Consider the following 19,326-nt stretch of genomic DNA (forward strand, 5'->3'; position numbering starts at 1 on the left):
TTCAGGCCAGCATCTCCGCAATCTCGTCGATCGACCAGGGCGGGGTGCCGTTGTGCTCCCGGTAGCCGATGAAGCTCGGGGTAGGTCGGTCGAAGCGGCCAACGAAATTCCCTGCGGCGATGAAGATCTGGCCGGTGATCTTGCTGGCGAGGTTGCTGACGAGGTAGGCGTACGTCGGGGCGACATACTCCGGCGGCGCGGCATCGACCGCGCCCTGCGCGCTGACCTCGTCGAGTAGGCCGCGCCGCTGCAGCGACGCGATCTGTTCCTCGAAGTCGGGCCCGGTCGACAGCCGGGTCTTGGCGCCGGGGCACACCACGTTCGCCCGGACCCCGTGTTCGGCGAGTTCGGCCGCGATGGCCATGGTCAGTCCGTTCACCCCGCCCTTGCCGGCCGGGTAGCCGGTGCCACCGTAATCACCAAGGAATGCGAAGGAACTGGTGTTGACGATCGCACCACGGCCCCTGGCCACCATCTTCGGTGCCGCCGCACGGCACGTGGCGAACGTGGTCAGCAGGTGGATGTCGATCAGGTGGCGGAATTCTTCGGTGGTGACGTTGAGGATCGAGGATCCGGGCGGTTCGGGTGCTCCGGCGCAGTTGACCAGTGCGTCTACGGCACCGAATTCCTTCTCGCACAGGTCGATCAGATCCGCGGCGACCGCGTCGTCGGAGGCTGAGCCGGCGTGTGCGACGGCTCGGCCCCCGGCTTGGGTGCTGTTGATGGTGGCGACTGTCACTTCGGTGGCCGCCGCATCGCGCCCGTTGACCACCACATTTGCGCCGCATTGGGCCAGTAGCGCCGACACTGCGGCCCCGATACCCCGAGAACCGCCTACGACTACCGCGCCGAGTCCCTGCAGCGGCCGGTCACTCACCGTCGGCGGGCGCCTGGCCGAACTGCATGCCGTCCATGTTCCAGTAGCCGCGCATGTTGATGATCAGGCCGGCGTCGTTGACCTTGTAGGTGAATACGCCGCGCACCGTACTGGTCAGGCCGCCCTCGAACTGGCTCCGCAGCACCAGGATGTGCGCGACTTCGTTGGGCGAGCTGGACGGGAACGTCTCTTCGCAGGTGACCCGGAGGTTATTGATCGAGATGTTGGCGTCGTAGAACGCCGCGACGGCTTCCTTGCCGCGCACGCCGTCACCGTCGGGGTTGGTGATCGCCTGCCCGATCGGATCCTCGACGACGACGTCGTCGGCCATCAGGGCCAGCCATCCCTCACGGTCGTGCGACATCACGGCCTTCCAGGATGCCTGCGAAGCGGCCAGTGCCGGTGTCTGCTCGGTAGTGGTCATGATTCGTCTCCTTGAATGATTTCCGGGCCGTGCCCGCGCCCTAAGGCAAGGCGGGCACGGCCCGGAAGGTCCTCCGACGACACGCTTAGGTCAGCGGTCCTCGTCGGTGTAGCGGATGACGCCACGGATGTTGCGGCCCTCGAGCATGTCCTTGTAGCCGTCGTTGATCTGTTCGAGCTTGTACTGCCTGGTGACCATGTCGTCGAGGTTGAGCTTGCCCGCCTTGTACATCGACAGCAGCTGCGGAATATCGAAGTGCGGGTTGCCGCCACCGAAGATGGTGCCCTGCAGGTTCTTCTGCATCAGGGTCAGCATCGCCAGATTGATCGTTGCCTCGTTCTCCATGATGCTGCCCATCGCGGTCAGCACGCAGGTGCCGCCCTTGGACGTGATGCCCAGATAGCTGTCGACATCCTTGCCGTGCAGCTCGCCGACCGTGACGATGACCTTGCGGGCCATCAAGCCCCAGGTGGCCTCGGCAATGCCGGCCGCGGCCGCTTCGATGTCGGGATAGACGTGCGTGGCACCGAATTTCAGCGCCTGATCGCGTTTCCACTCGACCGGGTCGATCGCGAAGATGTAGCGCGCACCGGCGTTGACCGCACCCTGCAGCGCCGACATGCCAACGCCACCGATGCCGACGATCGCGACGTCCTCACCGGGACGGACGTCGCCGCTGCGGACCGCTGAGCCGTAGCCCGTCGTGACGCCGCAGCCCACCAGGCACGCCACCTCGAACGGGATGGACTTGTCGATCTTCACCACCGAGCTCTTGTGCACCACCATGTACGGGCTGAATGTGCCCAGCAGGGTCATCGGGAAGACGGGCTGACCCTTGGCTGTGATGCGGTGGGTGCCGTCGGAGACGGCCTGTCCACCGAGCAGCCCGGCGCCCAGATCGCAGAGGTTGCGCATGCCGGCCTGACAGGACGGACACTCTCCGCAGGACGGGATGAACGAGAGCACAACGTGATCGCCGGGCTCGAGGTTATCCACGCCGGGACCGACCTCGGTGACGATACCGGCGCCCTCGTGGCCGCCGAGCACCGGGAAACCGAACATCGGGATGCCACCGGTGACCAGATGGTGGTCCGAGTGACACATGCCCGAAGCTTCCATCTGGATCTTGACTTCGTCCTTGACCGGATCGCCGATTTCGATTTCCTCGATCGACCACGGCTGGTTGAACTCCCAGATGAGAGCACCTTTTGTCTTCACAGCGAACCTCCACTCGCGAAACCCGGCCCCGGTCTCCTCCAGGGCGGCCGGCTGTGCCGGATGGTCAATCTAGGCCAAAATTAGAACGTGTTCCTGTCCTGCGGACCATTATGACCTCCGTCACCTATTAAGTCACTGCCGGGGGCCGGTTTCTTGACGGCTGTCGAGTATTCACCAGATCGGGACGGGGGCCTCACCGAGGGGGTAGTAGCCGGGTAGCTTCTCGCCGGCGAGGCTGCGCTCGATGCGCTTCTGCATGGTCGCAGTCAGGTCTCCCGAGGAGATGAGGTTGACGAACGCCTTCTGCACGTGGCCGAAGTCGAAGAAGTCGCGCTGCCATTCGATCAGCAGATCGTCGTTCAACCGGAACCAGCTGCCGCCGATGCCGTAGATCTCGTCCTTGGTTCCGTCGGACTTGTTGGCGATCTGCTTCCAGAAGCCGACGATCTCGTTCTGCTTCTCGTCGATCAGCACCTTCTGGTACTCGTAGACCCAGTTCTCCAGGCCTTCCATCTCCAGGCCCAGCGCGACGTCGCGGATCTGGTCCTTACCGACGCACATGACGTCTTCCTTGGGGCCGATGTTCCAGCCGTAGGTGGCGTCGTCGGTGTAGAACTCCGCCAGATTCGTCCAGTCGCCGGCCTTCTCGCTGTCCTTGTTGGCCTGCAGCCAGCGCTGGACCCAGTCGTCGAGTGCTTCTCGTGTGGAGGATGAAGTCATTGTTCCGCCTTCTATTTCTCGGTGATGGATAGGGCTCGGGTGGGACACATCTCTATGGCGCGCTCGACGTCATCGCGTATCTCGTCGGGTGGCTCGGAATCGACGATCTCGACAACGCCGCGCTTGGGCACCTTGAAGACGTCGGGCGCCTCCAGTTCACACATGGCGTGTCCCTGGCACAGATCCTCGTCGAGTTCGACTCGGTAGCAGCCCACCGGAATTACGCCTTCACACGCTTGCGGTAGCGGGCTTTTGCCGGCCTGGCCAACTGGACCACCATCTTGGAGTGGTCGTTCTGGTAACTCTCCGCGGGCTGCGCCATCTCGAACTCGTACTCGCGCAACAGGACCGAGAAGATCGCCTTGATCTGCATCTGTGCGAACGCCGCGCCGACGCAGCGGTGTTTACCTGCGCCGAACGGAATCCACGTCCACCGGTTCGCGATGTCGGCCTGTTCCGGCTTGTTGTAGCGATCGGGGTGGAACGCGTCGGGGTCTGGGAAGTCCTCCGCGATGCGGTTGGAGATCGCCGGCGAGGCTGCGACGAAGTCGCCTTTGTGAATCGGATAGCCCTGCACCTCGAACTCGTCCTGAGCGACGCGCATCAGGATGATCAGCGGTGGATGCAGGCGAAGCGTCTCCTTGACGACGTTGTCCAGCTTCGGAATCTGGCGCAGCGCATGGAAGCTCACCTCCTGGCCGTCGGCGTACAACTCGTCGAGCTCGCTGCGGACCTCGGCGTAGGTATCCGGGTGGCGGATCAGTTCGATCAGCGTCCACGCCGAAGTACCCGAGCTGGTGTGGTGACCGGCGAACATCAGCGAGATGAACATGCCGGTGACCTCGTTGGCCGAGAAGCGGGGATTGCCGTCCTCGTCCTTGATCGACACCAGGACGTCGAGAAGGTCGCGATCCTCTTTGCCCTTGGGCGGGTTGGCGATTCGACCGTCCATGATCTCCTGCACCAGCGCGACGAGTTTGGCGCGCGACTCGTCGCGAATGCGGAAGCTCTCGATGTCGAGATAGGGGTCGACGTAGCACAGCGGATCGGTGCCGCGTTCGAGGTCGTGGTAGTACTCGGCGAACCGGCGATCCAGCTGCTCGCGGAACTTCAGCCCGATCAGGCACGCCGTCGAGGTGTAGATCGTCAGCTCGGAGAAGAAGTCCAGCAGCTCGATCTCGCCTTCGTCACCCCAATCGGCAACGATTTTTTTGACCTCGTCCTCGATGGTGGCGGCGTGGCCCTTCATCTGCTCGCCGCGCAGTGCGGTGTTGTGCAGCATCTCGGCCCGGCGTTCCGGGTCGGCGTCGAACACCACACCCTCGCCGAAGATCGGCGTCATGAACGGGTAGGCCTCGGCCTGGTTGAGCTCGGCGTCGCTGGAGCGGAAGAAGAACTCGTTGGCCTCGGCGCCCGACAGCATGACGACCTGCTTGTCGACGAGCTGGAACCAGCCGACATCCCCGCACTCCTCGCGGACGCGTTTCATCAGGCCGATCGGGTCGGTGCGGAATTCCTCGAGGTGGCCGTGCTCCTCTGCGCCACCGGAGACCCGCTGAACTTCTTTGGTGATCGTCACTAGATCGATTCCCTTCTCGCTTCGCTCGCGCCCGCCGGACCGGGCATTCCTTCCTCGCCGAGGGCGAGCTTCTGACGAGATGTGTTGTCGGCCAGCGGAGCTTCGGGCTGGAGCTCCATGTTCGCGATGAAGCTGCCGCGGGGGGTCTCCGCGACAAATGTGATGGCGCGCGCGAGGTCGGCGGCGCGCATGAAGTAGTCATGTCGCGCTTGGCCCCACTTGGCCCAGTCTTCCAGTGCAGGTCCGATGAGTTCGGCCGGCAGGCTCCAGCCCATCGAGGTCTTGGTCGGGCCGGGATGGACGATGGAGGCGCGCACCCCGGTGCCTTCCAGTTCCATCTGGTAGTTGGTCACCATCGAAACCAGGGCGGCCTTGGCCGCACCGTAGGCGCCCATGTGGGGCCGTGGCCGCAGCGACACATCAGATCCCACGAAGATCAGGTCGCCGCGCTGCCGATCGAGCATGCCCGGCAGGACTGCGGAGGCGACCCGGTAGGCGCCGACCAGATGGATCTGCATCTGGGACTCGAACTCGTCGATGCTGATCGAGTCGAGCTTGCCGAAGTACGTGTCACCCGCACCGGCCACCAGTACCTCGATCTCGCCGAGTTCGGAAGTGGTCTGCTCCACGGCGGCCTTCACCGAGTCGGGGTCGGTGACGTCCAGGTGCACCGCGATTGCCTCGCCACCGTCGGCACGGATCTTCTCGACGATCTCCCGCAGCTTGTCCACCCGACGGGCGCCGAGAGCGACGGGAAAACCGTTGGCGGCGAGCTTGATCGCGGTGGCTTCACCGATTCCGGATGACGCACCCGCGACCAGCGCGGGCCTGCGGTCGGGAAGAGGATCGAAACGTGGCAATTCAACGGCTCCTTCTAGCGAGACTGCACTGTCATGGGCAGATGGGCGAAACCGCGGACGTTGCTGGAGTGGACGCGCACCGAATTGGCCTCGTCGACTTCATATCCGCGGATACGTTTCAACAACTCTTCCAGGGCTACCCGGGCCTCCATGCGAGCCAGGTGGGCGCCGAGGCAGAAGTGCGCGCCGCTGCCGAAGCTCTGCAGCTTGGCGCCGATGTCGCGGCCGATGAGGAAGTCGTCGGGATTCTCGAAGGCCCGCTCGTCGCGATGCGCCGACCCCGGCAGGAGCAGGACCACATCGCCGTCGGGAAGGACAGTGTCGTACAGGGTCAGATCGCCAACCACGGTACGCGCCAGGATCTGGCTCGACGTGTCGTAGCGCAGCGTCTCCTCGACCCACAGCGGCACCCGGGACAGGTCGGTGTAGACGTCGGTCAGCTGGTCGGGGTTCTTGTGGCCCCAAAAGGCCGCGTTGGCAAGCAGTTTGGTGGTGGTCTCGTTGCCGGCGATCACCATCAGGAACATGAATCCGAGGACCTCGTCGTCGGTCAGCCGGTCGCCGTCGATCTCGGCGTCCAGCAGGGCCGTCGTCAGGTCGTCGCCTGCGCTCTTACGCCGCTCCTCGACCATCGCCTGGTAGTAGACGATCAGGTTGAGCGACGCCTCGACGGCCTCCGGCGGAACGTCGGTGACCCCTTCGTCGCGGTGCATCACGCCGTCGGCCCAGGCCCGGACCTGCACGCGGTCGGCCTCGGGCACGCCCATCAGCTCGGAGATCACGTCCATGGGCAGCTTGCCTGCGAACTCGTCGACGTAGTCGACGGTCTCGCCGGCAGCCGCCTTCTCGAGCATGGTGTCGAGGTGCTTGACCGCGATCTCGGTGACTCGGGGCTCGAGTTCGCGAATCCGCCTGGGCGTGAACCCTTTCGAGACCAGCGTGCGCAGGCGTAGATGGGAGGGATCGTCCATGGCGAGGAAGGACATGGTCTTCGATGCGTGTGGCCCGCGGGACGCCGGATCCAGTGAGACGCCGAACTTGTTCGAGAGCGTGGTGCTGTTGCGGAAGCCCTGCAAGACATCCTGATGCCGGGACAGCGCCCAGAACTTGAGCTCTTCGTTGTAATACAGCGGTGCTTCGTCGCGCAGACGCTTGTAGTACGGGTACGGGTCCTCGTGGAAGTCGTAGTTGTAGGGATCCAGCGTCACGTCTGGAGTCTGTACGTTCATTCGTTCTCTCCCACGTGGTCTCCTAAAATGAGTCCCGCGACGTACCCGATCCGGTCGGCGACCTGGCGGTAGCTCATGGTGCCGGTGCCGGCGTGCACGAGCGCGCCGTAATACGTCATCTCCAGCGCGGACACGATCTGCGGGTCGGCGTCCGGCCCCAGCGCCGATTTGATCCGTTTGTGGATTTCGGCTCCGATGCGTTCGCGTGCCGGGAGTACCCCGGCGTCGTTGCTCAACATGGCGGTGGTGCACGCCGCAGCGAACTCCGGCTCGTCGGCGATCACCAACGCCAGGCTGCGCAGTGACTGCTCGACGCGCTGCAGGCGGGTGTCGTTGACGTCGGTGAAGTAAGGGACCTCGCGCATCAGGTCGAGGTAGACCTCGGCGATCAGATGGTTCTTCGAGGAGAAGTAGGTGTAAGCGGTCGCCGGTGCCACCTTCGCGCGGGCGGCGACCGCGCGGACCGTCAGATCGGTGTAGGAGGACTCGCGCAGCATCTCCAGGCCGGCACGCAGCACCTTGCGGAACGTCTCCTCCTGGCGGCGATTGCGCGGCGCGGCATCGTCACCTGGGGTGACGGCAAGCACGGCATCGCTGGACACATGTCCAAGTTATCGGACAGGCACCGCCGTAGGCAAGTGATTGCATTGAAGTCCCATGTCACAGGCTTGACGTGAGTTCGCTTCGCGAAGAACCTTGCGCCACCGAGGCGTCTGTGGCTATGGTGCGAAAGACAGAATCTCGGACACGTGTCCAATGAAGCAGACGGGAGTCGGGATGGCGATTGCGGCCGACAAGAACAGCGATCTCTTCATCGACGGCAAGCTGGTGCCAGGCGGCAACGGCCGATACCCGACGATCAACCCGGCGACCGAGGAGATCTTGGGCACGGCCGCCGACGGGAGTGCCGAGGACATGGGTCGCGCCATCGAGGCCGCGCGCCGTGCCTTCGACACCACCGACTGGTCCACCAACACCGAACTGCGGGTGCGGTCCATCCGTCAGCTGCGCGATGCGATGAAAGCCAACATCGAAGAACTGCGCGACATGACCATCGCCGAGGTCGGCGCCCCGCGCATGCTGACCTCGGCCGCCCAGCTCGAAGGTCCGGTCGACGACCTGTCGTTCTGTGCGGACACCGCCGAGAACTATTCCTGGCGGCAGGATCTCGGCGTTGCCTCGCCGATGGGCATCAAGACCCAGCGCACCATCGCCCGGGAGGCGGTCGGCGTCGTCGGAGCGATCACCCCGTGGAACTTCCCGCATCAGATCAACCTGGCCAAGCTCGGTCCCGCGCTCGCGGCGGGCAACACCATCGTGCTCAAGCCGGCACCCGATACCCCTTGGTGCGCCGCGGTTCTCGGCGAGCTGATCGCCGAGCACACCGACATTCCGCCGGGTGTGGTCAACATCGTCACGTCCAACGACCATGCGGTGGGGGCGCTGCTGTCCAGCGACCCGCGGATCGACATGGTGTCGTTCACCGGCTCGACCAACACCGGCCGCGCCGTGATGGCTGCCGGCGCAGCCACCATCAAGAAGGTCTTCCTCGAACTCGGCGGCAAGTCGGCGTTCCTGGTGCTCGACGACGCCGACCTCGCGGGCGCCTGCTCGATGGCGGCGTTCACTGCGTCGATGCACGCCGGCCAGGGCTGCGCGATCACCACCCGGCTGGTGGTGCCCAAGGCGCGCTACGACGAAGCCGTCGAGGCGGCCGCCGCCACCATGGCCGGGCTCAAGCCTGGCGACCCGACAAACCCCGGAACCATCTGCGGGCCGGTCATTTCCGAGCGTCAGCGCGACCGCGTGCAGTCGTATCTCGATCTGGCGATCACCGAAGGTGGACGGTTCGCCTGCGGCGGCGGGCGTCCCGCCGACCGCGACACCGGCTACTTCATCGAGCCGACCGTCATCGCCGGGCTGGACAACAGCGCCCGGGTCTCGCGTGAAGAAATCTTCGGGCCGGTGCTCACGGTCATCGCCCACGACGGTGACGACGACGCGATCCGCATCGCCAACGATTCGCCATACGGCTTGTCGGGGACCGTGTTCAGCGGCGACAACGAGCGTGCGCAGGGTGTCGCGAACCGGCTGCGGGTCGGCACCGTCAACGTCAACGGCGGGGTGTGGTACTCCGCGGACGTGCCATTCGGTGGATACAAGCAGTCCGGTGTCGGCTCCGAAATGGGTGTCGCCGGCTTCGAGGAATACCTGGAACTGAAAGTCATTGCCACGGCTGTCTAGATGCGGCCAGCACCAGAGGAAGAGCAGAAGAGCATGGGACAGTTCGACAACAAGGTCGCCATCGTCACCGGTGCCGGTGGCGGCATCGGGCAGGCGTATGCCGAGGCCATCGCCCGGGAGGGCGCGGCAGTGGTGGTCGCCGACATCAATACCGAAGGCGCGCAGAAGGTTGCCGACGGCATCAAGGGTGAGGGGGGCACCGCGATCGCACTGCCCGTCGACGTCAGTGACCCGGTGTCGGCCAAGGCGATGGCTGACCAGACGTTGGCCGAGTTCGGCGGGATCGACTACCTGGTGAACAACGCCGCGATCTTCGGCGGGATGAAGCTCGACTTCCTGATCACGGTGGACTGGGACTACTACAAGAAGTTCATGAGCGTGAACCTCGACGGCGCCCTTGTGTGCACCCGGGCGGTGTACCGGAAGATGGCCAAGCGCGGTGGCGGAGCGATCATCAATCAGTCGTCCACGGCGGCGTGGCTGTACTCGAACTTCTATGGCCTGGCCAAGGCCGGGGTCAACAGCCTCACCCAGCAGCTGGCCACCGAGCTCGGCGGCCAGAACATCCGGATCAACGCGATCGCGCCCGGCCCCATCAACACCGAGGCAAACCGCACCACTACACCGCAGGAGATGGTCGCCGACATCGTCAAGGGAATTCCGTTGTCGCGCATGGGTGAAGTCGACGATCTGGTGGGCATGTGCCTGTTCCTGTTGTCGGATCAGGCCAAGTGGATCACCGGTCAGATCTTCAACGTCGACGGCGGACAGATCTTCCGCTCATGAGTGATATCAAGGTCGGCTACATCGGGCTGGGCAACCAGGGCGCCCCGATGGCCAAGCGGCTCGTCGAGTGGCCCGGCGGTCTCATCGTGTTCGATGTGCGCACCGAAGCCATGACGCCGCTGGCTGAACTCGGCGCCGAATTAGCGGACAATGTGGCTGATGTTGCGAAAGCCGATGTCATCGAAGTGACGGTGCTGAACGACGCGCAGGTTCGCGATGTGGTGGGCCAGCTCGCCGAGCACGTCAAGCCGGGCACGGTCATCGCGATCCATTCCACGATCGAGCCGGACACCGCCGCCGAGCTGGCGGAGCAGTTGGCCCCCAAGGGTATTCGTATCGTCGACGCGCCGGTCAGCGGCGGTGCCGGCGCGGCCGACAAGGGTGAGCTGGCCGTCATGGTCGGCGCCGACGACGAGGCCTACGAACTCGTCAAGCCGGTGTTCAAGCATTGGGCGTCGATGGTGGTCCGTGCCGGCGAGCCCGGTGCCGGAACCCGGATGAAGATCGCTCGGAACATGTTGACCTTCATCGGTTTCACCGCCGCGACCGAGGCGGCCAGGCTTGCCGAGGCGGCCGGAATCGACCTGCAGAAGCTGGGCCGTGTGGTGCGGCACAGCGACGCGCAGAGCGGCGGGCCCGGTGCGATCATGGTTCGGGACGACACCAAACCGCTTGCGCCGGACCATTTCGTCTACAACATGTTCATGCACACCCGCGGGCTGGCCGAGAAGGACCTGAAACTGGCGCTGGCCCTGGGCGAAGCCACCGGCGTTGAACTGCCGCTGGCCGAGATCGCCCTGCGGGACTTGGCCGAGGGTCTCGGTGTACCGCATACCTCTTCGACCGCGAAGGACTAGTGATGGACGAGCTGCGCCGCAAGGGCCTGGACAAGATGAACGAGGTCTACGGCTGGGAAATGCCGGACTCGCCGGGCGACTATTTCGCTCTGACGGCCGACCACCTCTTCGGCACCATCTGGACGCGTCCGGGATTGACCATGCGGGACAAGAGGATCATGACGCTGACCGTCGTGACCGCGCTCGGCATCTCGGACCTGGCCGAGATCCAGGCCAACGCCGCCCTGCACAACGAGGAGCTCACGCCCGAGGAGCTCAAGGAGATGGCGATCTTCTTGACGCACTACCTCGGTTTCCCGCTGGGTTCGAAGCTGGACGGAGTGGTCACCAAGGTCACCGCCAAGCGCAAGAAGGCTGCCGAAGCGGGCCAGGGCGAGGACAAGAAGGCCAACGTCAACGACGCGCTGAAGATGCACAGCGGCAAGACGCTGGACGGCTAGCTGCCCGGGCGGCCCTAGGTACCGGCGATGACGTGACCCACCCCGCGAACGATGCGCCGCCGCAGAGTGATCCGGGACCCCGTCAGCGTTCTGGCAAGCGCCAGCCGGGCATCGACGATTGCTTTGCGCCGAGTTGCCCGGGCCACCAGCAGCTCGTCGACGAGATGCGCCCAATCGGGGACGGCGAGCGTTTCAGGTTGAGCAGTTGCCGCTTCTCCCGATCGTTGTCCACTGTCCATCGGTAACTCCTCTCTGCACTGCGTTCGATGCGGCCGCGTGGCTACTGCGTTGGGGCCGCAGCAGTTTCTCAGTATTGGTTGCAGGTGTTGGCGACTTGAATCACGGTGTTTTCGTACTGTTGTCCCTGCGCAGTGCCGACTCGCTGATTCAGCTGAGCCTCCCACTGCGGGTGCGCGGCGCTGGCCTGCTGCAGTATCTGCTGGCGTTGGTTGACCGGCGCGGCGAGGAAGCTCTGAAGCCGGGACTCAGCTTGCGGGAACTGTGAGAGCTCCTTTGCCAGATCCGGAGCCTGCGCATTGAGCGCCGCCACCACCTGCGAGTAGTTACACGTCGTGTTGACCAACGGACTCAAATCGGGCGCTGCGTAGGCCGGCGCGCTCACCGCGGCGAGAGCCATTCCGACCACCGACGCGCAGACTACCGCCATACGTTTGCCCCATTGCGCTGTGACCATATCCGAGCCTCCTGATCGATATTCCTAAGCCGTTGGGAACGGTCGACATTCACTTCATCACTTGCCGTGTTTGGTCTCTGCTAGGAATCGCCTGCGTTTGACGTGAATCACCGGTGAGTGCTGCTCGCCTCGATCGTTGGTCGGTTGCACACCAACGACGACCTAACAGCGTCGGTGTTGCACTGCTTGTGGTGGACCGTTCATCCTCGGCCGACTTGTGCTAAGTGGTTGACGCCCAACAGTTTCGACCGATGTTCGGACGATCCGCCGCCGATGTGAAGTCGCCAGAAAGGAAAACGAAATGTCGAATACACGAACCAGGGCTGCAGTGCTGATCGGTGCGCTCGGTGTATCAGTACTGAGCGCGTTCGCCGCTCCGGCGGTGGCCTCGGCCGATCCGTGGCTGCCGTACTGGTCGGGTCCCGAGCATCCCGTGCGCCACTACGTCGGCGATGCCGAACACCCGATCTGGGCGTTCACTCATCCCTTCCGCGCGCTGACTCCCTGACGGGGAGCGGAGCTCGCCGCCGAGTCGGCCCGCTGCCCGGTCAGATAAGACGGGTGGCGGGCTCGGTGGCCGGCAGCGATCACGGAATCCGATAACCCGATCCGGTTTCGGTGTCGATGATCGGTGGTGGCCCGAGTTTTCGACGCACCATCATGATGGTGTAGCGCACCGCGCCGGTGAACGGGTCGGCGTGCTCGTCCCATACTTTCTCCAGCAGATGTTCAGCGGACACCACGGCTCCATCGGCTCGAAGGAGTTCCGCCAGTACCCCGAATTCTTTGCGGGACAGGCTGATCGGTGTGCCGTCGCGCGTCACCGTGAGCATGTGGGGATCGAGTCGGATACCGGCACGTTCCAGTATCGGCGGCACGGCCGCCTGTGACCGCCGGCTCAGCGCCTGCACCCGTGCGACCAACTCTGAGAAGGCGAACGGCTTACTCAGATAGTCGTCGGCACCGAGTTGAAGACCGTTGACACGGTCGGCTACGGCGCTGGCCGCGGTCAGCATCAAGATCCGGGCGAGACGGCCGCTCGTGGACAGCTCCGCGCAGACATCGTCGCCAGAGAGCACAGGAAGACCGCGGTCGAGGACGATCACGTCATAATCGTTGACCGTTGCGCGTTCGAGTCCGCTGGCTCCGTCGTAGGCGACGTCGACTGCCATCGCATGGCGGCGCAGACCTGCGGCGATTGCGTCGGCGAGCACGACTTCGTCTTCGACGACCAACACCCGCATGACCGAAAGTATGCTCCCGGCCTCGTTAGGTGGCTGTTTGGCGCAGAGTCATCCTGCTGGTTCGGGCGTGCGACGTGAGGTTTGCACCCCGCGTCGCACGCCCGACTTCAGCTGGTCAGATCAAGCCGGGACCGGGAAGGCCGAGTCCTGCGCCGGGCAGCACTCCGAGACCTGACAAGGGTCCGCCGAGGCCGCCGAGTCCCGGCCCGGGCAGGATCCCCGGGCCGGGAGCGCCCAGTCCTGCGCCGGGGAGCAGCCCAAGACCGGAAGCAGGGCCCCCGACACCGCCGAACCCAAGTCCCGGGAGAAGGCCGGGCCCCGGTGCGCCCCAGCCCAGACCCGGGTCTGCGTTTGCCACGCTTGACAGCGCGATCAACGGTGCGGACAGCAGTGCGGCGCATGCCAAGCCAACCAGCGCCCGTTTGGTGAATCGCCGATAACTCATGGTGAGTTCCTTTCATGTGAATTGATGCGGCAGTTGGCAACTGGTCTCGACGTCGGGACCGCCAACGCCGAATCAGTCTGGTGCGCAGGATGTTCGATCACGGTGAGGAATGTCCTCACGCCCACCAAACAGCGATGACGACAGGATGACCTGGCGTCCGGCAATCGCCGGGCGCTCTGTAGCTGACCGAGAGGATCGGTGACCACATGGCCATCAGCCCCAGCACTTCGGCGTCGGTACTGCGACGCGCTTTCGTCGGTATCGCCGTCTCCGCCGCGGTTGTGGTCGTGGTGCCGGCCGCACCCGCAGTGGCATCCGACGATTGCACCGCCAGCGGACTGGCCCGCACGGTGTCTGAGGTGGCCAGCAGTACGGCGGACTACCTTGACGCCCATCCCGACGTCAACGACGCGTTCACGAGGCTCAAGGGGGAGTCGCGCCCGCAGATGCGGGCGGATGCCCAGCAGTACCTGAATGCCAACCCGTCGGTTCGTGCTGACCTGCAACATCTGCGGTCACCGCTCAACGATCTCGCCCAGCGATGTGGTGTCGCGCTGCCGCCCGGGCCGCTCGGCAGCTGAGCGCCGCATGTGACGGTCGCTTGCCGCGCACCCTCACGGCGAGCAAACAAAAGATCAGCGACGATTAGACGGTGCAGTCATTCGAGACATCGCAGGTGCTGGGCTGGCCGCTGCGGGGCAGGACTATCAGGATCAGGTTGACCGTGCTCTACGGCGGGGCCTTCTTTGTCGCGGGCGCGTTGCTGATCGCCGTGATGTATTTCTACGTACGGCAATCGTTGGACAACAGCCCTGGTGTCAACGCGCTGGAGACGGCCCAGACCTTTCTGAGTCAGCGCGGTCTGCAAGCCCACCCGATTCTCGAGGACCTCATCATCGGCTTGAACAAGCAGGCCGAGCAGCAGCGCCGTGACACGCTACGGGCGGTGCTGGTGTGGTCGCTAGTGTGCTTGGCGGTCGTCGGCGTGGTGGCCTTCGCATTCGGCTGGGTGGTTGCCGGCCGTTTCTTGCAGCCGTTGCAGGAGATCACTGCGACCGCGCGCCGCGTCGTCGACAGGAACCTTCACGAGCGCATTTCGCTGAGTGGGCCGTCCGACGAGATCAAAGAGCTCGCCGACACGTTCGACGCGATGCTCGAGCGCCTCGACCGGGCGTTTGAGAGTCGATATCGGTTCGTGGCCAACGCTTCTCACGAGTTGCGCACCCCACTCGCCATTAACCGCACGGTCATCGAAGTAGCACTGGAGGATCCCGAGCTGGTCGAGCCAACCCGCCGGCTCGCCGAGACACTGCTGGGCGTCAACAAACGGCACGAAAGGCTCATCGACGGGCTGCTTGTGCTGGCGAGCAGCGACCAGCGCATCGACAGGCTCGTTCAGGTCGAGTTGGCGGAGTCGGCCACCCAGTCGATCGTCAATGCGAGTCAACAGGCGGCACAGGCCGGTATCCACATCACCTCGACCATCAATCCTGCGCGGGTGGCCGGTGATCCGGCTCTCCTGCAACGCCTCATCGACAATCTCGTCGACAACGCGGTGCGCTACAACGTGCCTGTCGGAGGGTGGGTACACGTCGGCGTGACGGCCGACGCCCGCGAGGCCCGGGTGCGTGTGGAAAACGCCGGCCCCGTCGTTTCACCGGCCGATGTGGAGCGCATGTTCGAGCCATTTCGCCGTCTGACCAACGACGACCAGCAGGCGGGCACCGCGGTTTTCAGTGGGGCCGGCCTCGGACTTTCGATTGTGCGCGCCGTCGCCGAGGCGCACGGTGGAAACGTCGTCGCGACACCAGGCCCTCGCGGTGGGATGACGGTCGAGGTCGTGTTCCCCCGCGCACCCCAGTAGTTGTCTTCGTCTCCGCACCAATTGCGTTGCCCTGCAAACGCTGAACCAACACCTCAGTTGATGAACTAACGTGCGTGGCGCATTTTGGTGAGCGCCGCGGAATCGCTCCAACTTTGGATGTGAATCCAACCGATTCACAGACACTCTAAGAGACAGGAAAACGATGACCGTCATCAATCAGGCGCAGCGTTCGCCGATCGCGGCGATCGCGGCGATCGCCGCGATCACCGCCACGGCCGCAATCTCGGTGTCAGCCCTCGCGGCGGGCCCGCTGGTGTCCAACTACGCGTGGAAAATGGCAGCCTCGTCGCTGCCTGCCGACATCGCCTCGGCCATTCACGAGGTGCTGGTCGCGACGCACACCGCCGTTCAGGCTGACCGCGCCGATATTGCCGCCGACCGACAGGACATTCGGGCCACCCGTCGTGATTCGGTCGAGGCCATCGGCGCCAGCATTGTTGCCGGCGCGATCGGCGAAGGGCAGATCGTCTCGATTCTCGACGATGCTCACACCGCCAATCATGATGCGCGGCAGTCGATCAGCGCATCTCGCTTCGATATCCATCAGACTCGGCAGGGGGCGGCGGCGGATATCCGCGACATCATCGCCGGCACCCAGGACCCAGGCGCCGAGGCGCCGCTTGTCGTTGCCGGTACCCACGACGGCAGCATTGCGCAGGCGGTCCGAGCCATCATCGACACGGCCAAGATGGACAATGCTATGACCCGCTCCGCGATCGTCGCCGATGCCCAGGAGAACGCTTCAATCCGGCAGGCCACGGTCACGGCCGACGTCGCGGTCCGGCAGAGCGTGCGGGCAGGCGATATCAGCAAGGCGGACGCCGCACAGCAGATCAGTACAACTCGCCGCAGCGCTCATGCCGAGATCGCCGGTAATCGCAGCCAGATGGTTTCCGACCACAAGCAGATCGTCACCACCCGTCACCAGGCGGCTCGTGACATCGCGCAGACGGTTCACCAAGGCCGTACCGGGAACTGAGCCGATGGCGGCCGGGGCTCTTCTCACACTTCGTCGGCGAAGGGGGAGGGGCTCCGGTGCCAGGGCGCTCTTAATAACAAAGAGGTCGGTAAGACAACGGTAAGGAAACGGCTAGATCGCAAACAGTTATCGGGCCGTGTCACAAATGTGACATGAGTGCATCAGTGTTACCGAAGTGAAATCGAGTAGCCGGTGGGTCTCGATCAAAGGGCAGGAGTGGCAATGACTTCCATGACCATGTACGACTCGTGGACCGCCCCAACCATGCTCAGCCTGTGGACGGAGAAAGCGCCCAAGCAGACCAGGGTGGCTCGACAGGTTTCGCAGTGGGTGAAGGTCGTCGACACGACCGTGACAATTCTCTGCCCGCCGGTGGTATCGGTGTGCGCCATCTTCGCCGCCGTGGTGTGGCCGGTACATGTGGACGCCGATCTGGTCGGCCACGCCGCGAAGGCCGCTCCGGCAAACGCCCAGATGCAAGACGCGCCGCCGGCTCCCTAACCCGTTGTGCGCGTTGGCCGGTGGTCGGAGTCGAGCAACGCCGCACCGACCCAACGACGCAGGTACCGGCGCAGCTCGTCCCCGTGACGGGGCGGGCGGCCCGGGTCGACCATGAACGATTGCACGATCCTCAGCAGATGTTCTCCAAGCTCGTCAAGCTCGTTATCACCGAAACCGTGTGCAGCCCAGTCGACGTCGAAGCGACGCAACAGCGAGCCTGCGAACGCCAGCGCGACATCAGAGGTGACTTCGGCGCTGAAGGCGCCGACCCGCTCGGGCCCGAGCAGCAGGCCCATGTGCTTATCGTTCGGCAGCGATTCCACCGCTGCCGCAATTCCTTCGGTCACTGCCTCCGCCGGATCGGTGATATCGGCCAAGTGCGCGGCCATCCGGTCGAGGAATCCGGTCGCCGACGCCATCGCGGCGGCCTGGAGCAGCGCGTCGGTGCTGGGGAAGTAGCGATACACGGTCTGCCGGGTCACGCCGAGGGTGCGGGCGACGTCAGCGATGCTGAGATCTGCGCCGCGGACGTCGATGGCCTTGTTGGCCGCCGCCAGGATCCGGGCGACGGCCTCCTCGTCGGTGGCCGGCGCTGATCCCGACCAGCCATGAGTGCGCACGATCTACCCGCCCACGGCCGCGTAGAACCCCACACCGCCGAAGAACAGCGCCGCCAACGTCAGCACCAACGTGCCCACGGCATAGGGCCACGCCTTCTTGCGGGCCACCAGCACGACGATCGTGACGATGATGCCGACCACGCCGACCAGCGCGGCGGCCCCGACCCCCGTCATGACCGCGGTCACTGCGCCCTCGACACTGCACGTCGCGGGCGGGCAGCTGTCCAGGAACGCCAGCGAGAACATGCCCAGGAACGCGCCGACGGCACCGACCACCACCGTCAAGACCAGCAGAATGATCGAGATCGTCAGATCGGCTGCCGAGCGCGGCGGCTTGGCGGGCGCGGGCGGATAGCCGGGGTACGGCGGTGGATAGCCCGGGTAGCCCATGATCCGCGATGCTATCTGCGGCCCCGCCCTAGTGGTAGGCGACAGGCAGTTCTTTGACCCCGTTAAGCCAGCCCGACCGCAGCCGCTGCGGTTCGCCGAGCTTGCTGATGTCCGGAAGCTGATTGGCGATCTCGTTGAAGATCAGCTTGATCTCCATGCGCGCGAGGTTGGCGCCGATGCAGAAGTGCGCGCCGTTGCCGCCGAACCCGAGGTGTGGGTTGGGGTCGCGCAGGATGTCGAACCGGAACGGGTCGTCGAAGACGTCCTCGTCGTAGTTGGCCGAGCTGTAGAACAGGCCGGCCCGCTGACCTTCCCGGATCGTGACGCCCCCGAGTTCCACGTCTTGCAGCGCGGTGCGCTGGAAGCAGTGCACCGGGGTCGCCCAGCGGACGATTTCATCGGCTGCGGTCTCCGGGCGCTCGCGCTTGAACAGCTCCCACTGGTCAGGGTTTTCGAAGAACGCGTTCATCCCGTGGGTCATCGCGTTGCGAGTGGTCTCGTTGCCGGCCACCGCAAGCAGGATCACGAAGAACGCGAACTCGACCTCGGATAAGGCCTCACCATCGATATCGGCCTCCACCAACCGCGTCACGATGTCGTCGGCCGGGCACTTCCTGCGGTCCTCGGCCATCGAATACGCGTAGCCCATCAGCTCGGCGTTGGCGACGATCGGATCGACGTCGTTGAAGTCCGGGTCGTCGGTGTTCATGATGCTGTTGGTCCAGTGAAAGAGCTTCTGGCGATCGGCTTCCGGGACGCCGAGCAGGTCGGCGATCGCCAGCAGCGGCAACTGCATCGCGATGTCGTCCACGAAATCCCCGGTGCCCTTCGCTGCGGCTGCGGCGACGATGTCGCGGGCGGCGTCGGCCAGCTTCTCCTCCAGCTTGGCCACCGCGCGCGGGGTGAACAGCCGCGCGACCAGCTTGCGCAGCCGGGTGTGTTCGGGCGCGTCGTGGTTGATCAACAACGCCTTGGTGATCTCCACCTGGTCTTTGGTCATGTCGTCGGCGAAGCGCATCACCACGCCCTGCTTGTTCGTCGACCACAGGTGGCCGTCGCGGGAGATGTCGCGGATGTCGCGATGCTTGGTGATCACCCAGTAGCCGCCGTCGTCGAAGACCGTGCTGCCCAGCGGCTGCTCGTTCCACCACACCGGCGCGGTCTTGCGCAGTTGCGCGAACTGGGCGACGGGCATGCCCTCTTTGATCAGGTCAGGGTCGGTGAAATCGAAGCCGGAGGGCAGGAGCGACGCGACCCGGGAATTGGGTTCCGCTCCGAACGGGCATACGTCCGCGGTGGTCATGGTCTACCTCGCTGTTCCTGTGATGTAGCGC

At 64.8% G+C, this 19,326-nt stretch carries 25 protein-coding genes; 9 read left to right on the top strand and 16 right to left on the bottom strand.

Annotated elements, in window-relative coordinates; all coding sequences use genetic code 11:
• Position 1: 1 nt before the first annotated feature.
• The 9 genes from CG716_RS04375 to CG716_RS04415 all read right to left on the bottom strand — a co-directional run bounded on the left by CG716_RS04375 (position 2) and on the right by CG716_RS04415 (position 7,509).
• Positions 2-877: an SDR family NAD(P)-dependent oxidoreductase gene (locus tag CG716_RS04375; protein ID WP_094476843.1), complete on the bottom strand. Its 876-nt coding sequence runs from the start codon at positions 875-877 to the stop codon at positions 2-4.
• On the bottom strand, positions 870-1,301 hold the full coding sequence (locus CG716_RS04380; RefSeq protein ID WP_094476845.1) for a nuclear transport factor 2 family protein: 432 nt from the start codon (positions 1,299-1,301) through the stop codon (positions 870-872). The genes CG716_RS04375 and CG716_RS04380 overlap by 8 nt, the downstream gene beginning before the upstream one ends.
• A 90-nt stretch (positions 1,302-1,391) precedes the next feature.
• On the bottom strand, positions 1,392-2,519 hold the full coding sequence (locus CG716_RS04385; RefSeq protein ID WP_094476847.1) for an NDMA-dependent alcohol dehydrogenase: 1,128 nt from the start codon (positions 2,517-2,519) through the stop codon (positions 1,392-1,394).
• A gap of 171 nt (positions 2,520-2,690) precedes the next feature.
• Positions 2,691-3,239 (bottom strand): nuclear transport factor 2 family protein, encoded by a 549-nt coding sequence (locus tag CG716_RS04390; protein ID WP_094476849.1) that lies wholly within the window; start codon positions 3,237-3,239, stop codon positions 2,691-2,693.
• 11 nt (positions 3,240-3,250) lie between these two features.
• Entirely contained in the window at positions 3,251-3,454 is a 204-nt protein-coding gene (locus tag CG716_RS04395) for a ferredoxin (protein WP_094476851.1), read from the bottom strand.
• A 5-nt stretch (positions 3,455-3,459) separates the two neighbouring features.
• The gene (locus tag CG716_RS04400) at positions 3,460-4,818 is read right to left on the bottom strand and encodes a lanosterol 14-alpha demethylase (protein WP_094476853.1); all 1,359 of its coding nucleotides are present in this window, start codon (positions 4,816-4,818) and stop codon (positions 3,460-3,462) included.
• Positions 4,818-5,678, bottom strand: a complete 861-nt coding sequence (locus CG716_RS04405) for an SDR family oxidoreductase (RefSeq protein ID WP_094476855.1) — start codon at positions 5,676-5,678, stop codon at positions 4,818-4,820. Before CG716_RS04405 ends, CG716_RS04400 begins: the two co-directional genes overlap by 1 nt.
• A gap of 14 nt (positions 5,679-5,692) precedes the next feature.
• A complete protein-coding gene (locus CG716_RS04410) occupies positions 5,693-6,907 on the bottom strand; it encodes a cytochrome P450 (RefSeq protein ID WP_094476857.1) in 1,215 nt (404 codons plus the stop codon).
• A complete protein-coding gene (locus tag CG716_RS04415) occupies positions 6,904-7,509 on the bottom strand; it encodes a TetR family transcriptional regulator (protein WP_094476859.1) in 606 nt (201 codons plus the stop codon). Before CG716_RS04415 ends, CG716_RS04410 begins: the two co-directional genes overlap by 4 nt.
• 175 nt (positions 7,510-7,684) lie before the next feature.
• Between CG716_RS04415 and CG716_RS04420 the strand changes: the two genes are divergently transcribed.
• The 4 genes from CG716_RS04420 to CG716_RS04435 are packed head-to-tail and all read left to right on the top strand — an operon-like array spanning position 7,685 to position 11,234.
• Positions 7,685-9,151 (top strand): aldehyde dehydrogenase, encoded by a 1,467-nt coding sequence (locus tag CG716_RS04420; protein ID WP_094476861.1) that lies wholly within the window; start codon positions 7,685-7,687, stop codon positions 9,149-9,151.
• Between the two features lie 33 nt (positions 9,152-9,184).
• Positions 9,185-9,937 carry an SDR family oxidoreductase gene (locus tag CG716_RS04425; protein ID WP_094477339.1) on the top strand — a complete coding sequence of 251 codons (753 nt, stop codon included), beginning with the start codon at positions 9,185-9,187 and terminating at the stop codon, positions 9,935-9,937.
• Positions 9,934-10,794: an NAD(P)-dependent oxidoreductase gene (locus CG716_RS04430; RefSeq protein WP_094476863.1), complete on the top strand. Its 861-nt coding sequence runs from the start codon at positions 9,934-9,936 to the stop codon at positions 10,792-10,794. Before CG716_RS04425 ends, CG716_RS04430 begins: the two co-directional genes overlap by 4 nt.
• Positions 10,795-10,796: 2 nt before the next feature.
• Positions 10,797-11,234 (top strand): carboxymuconolactone decarboxylase family protein, encoded by a 438-nt coding sequence (locus tag CG716_RS04435; RefSeq protein WP_094476865.1) that lies wholly within the window; start codon positions 10,797-10,799, stop codon positions 11,232-11,234.
• A gap of 14 nt (positions 11,235-11,248) precedes the next feature.
• On the opposite strand, the gene CG716_RS04440 is transcribed toward CG716_RS04435, so the two are convergent.
• Positions 11,249-11,473, bottom strand: coding sequence for a hypothetical protein (locus CG716_RS04440; RefSeq protein ID WP_094476867.1), 225 nt, complete (start codon positions 11,471-11,473; stop codon positions 11,249-11,251).
• Between the two features lie 68 nt (positions 11,474-11,541).
• Complete coding sequence (locus tag CG716_RS04445; protein WP_234817710.1) at positions 11,542-11,928, bottom strand: hemophore-related protein; 387 nt, start codon at positions 11,926-11,928, stop codon at positions 11,542-11,544.
• 301 nt (positions 11,929-12,229) lie between these two features.
• Between CG716_RS04445 and CG716_RS04450 the strand changes: the two genes are divergently transcribed.
• Positions 12,230-12,436, top strand: coding sequence for a hypothetical protein (locus tag CG716_RS04450; RefSeq protein ID WP_133066866.1), 207 nt, complete (start codon positions 12,230-12,232; stop codon positions 12,434-12,436).
• Positions 12,437-12,515: 79 nt separating this feature from the next.
• Here the strand turns inward: CG716_RS04450 and CG716_RS04455 are convergent, their stop codons facing one another.
• Together CG716_RS04455 and CG716_RS31055 are read right to left on the bottom strand one after the other, a co-directional pair.
• On the bottom strand, positions 12,516-13,172 hold the full coding sequence (locus tag CG716_RS04455) for a response regulator transcription factor (RefSeq protein ID WP_094476871.1): 657 nt from the start codon (positions 13,170-13,172) through the stop codon (positions 12,516-12,518).
• Between the two features lie 115 nt (positions 13,173-13,287).
• Positions 13,288-13,617, bottom strand: a complete 330-nt coding sequence (locus CG716_RS31055; protein WP_094476873.1) for a hypothetical protein — start codon at positions 13,615-13,617, stop codon at positions 13,288-13,290.
• A gap of 206 nt (positions 13,618-13,823) precedes the next feature.
• Between CG716_RS31055 and CG716_RS04465 the strand changes: the two genes are divergently transcribed.
• The 4 genes from CG716_RS04465 (at position 13,824) to CG716_RS04480 (ending at position 16,982) form a co-directional block, all read left to right on the top strand.
• Entirely contained in the window at positions 13,824-14,198 is a 375-nt protein-coding gene (locus tag CG716_RS04465; protein WP_094476875.1) for a heme-binding protein, read from the top strand.
• A gap of 71 nt (positions 14,199-14,269) precedes the next feature.
• Entirely contained in the window at positions 14,270-15,481 is a 1,212-nt protein-coding gene (locus CG716_RS04470; RefSeq protein ID WP_234817711.1) for a sensor histidine kinase, read from the top strand.
• Between the two features lie 163 nt (positions 15,482-15,644).
• Positions 15,645-16,481, top strand: a complete 837-nt coding sequence (locus tag CG716_RS04475; protein ID WP_094476877.1) for a hypothetical protein — start codon at positions 15,645-15,647, stop codon at positions 16,479-16,481.
• Positions 16,482-16,703: 222 nt separating this feature from the next.
• On the top strand, positions 16,704-16,982 hold the full coding sequence (locus CG716_RS04480; RefSeq protein ID WP_094476879.1) for a hypothetical protein: 279 nt from the start codon (positions 16,704-16,706) through the stop codon (positions 16,980-16,982).
• Here the strand turns inward: CG716_RS04480 and CG716_RS04485 are convergent.
• From CG716_RS04485 to CG716_RS04495, 3 genes are read right to left on the bottom strand one after another with little or no spacing between them, the layout of a single operon-like run.
• Entirely contained in the window at positions 16,979-17,602 is a 624-nt protein-coding gene (locus CG716_RS04485; RefSeq protein WP_094476881.1) for a TetR/AcrR family transcriptional regulator, read from the bottom strand. The two genes, CG716_RS04480 and CG716_RS04485, sit on opposite strands and share 4 nt — an antisense overlap.
• A gap of 3 nt (positions 17,603-17,605) precedes the next feature.
• On the bottom strand, positions 17,606-17,992 hold the full coding sequence (locus tag CG716_RS04490; protein WP_094476883.1) for a hypothetical protein: 387 nt from the start codon (positions 17,990-17,992) through the stop codon (positions 17,606-17,608).
• Between the two features lie 28 nt (positions 17,993-18,020).
• Positions 18,021-19,295, bottom strand: a complete 1,275-nt coding sequence (locus CG716_RS04495; RefSeq protein WP_165774021.1) for a cytochrome P450 — start codon at positions 19,293-19,295, stop codon at positions 18,021-18,023.
• Between the last annotated feature and the right edge of the window lie 31 nt (positions 19,296-19,326).

The sequence above is a fragment of the Mycolicibacterium sphagni genome, assembly GCF_002250655.1.
In the GTDB taxonomy this organism is placed as follows: Bacteria; Actinomycetota; Actinomycetes; order Mycobacteriales; family Mycobacteriaceae; genus Mycobacterium; species Mycobacterium sphagni.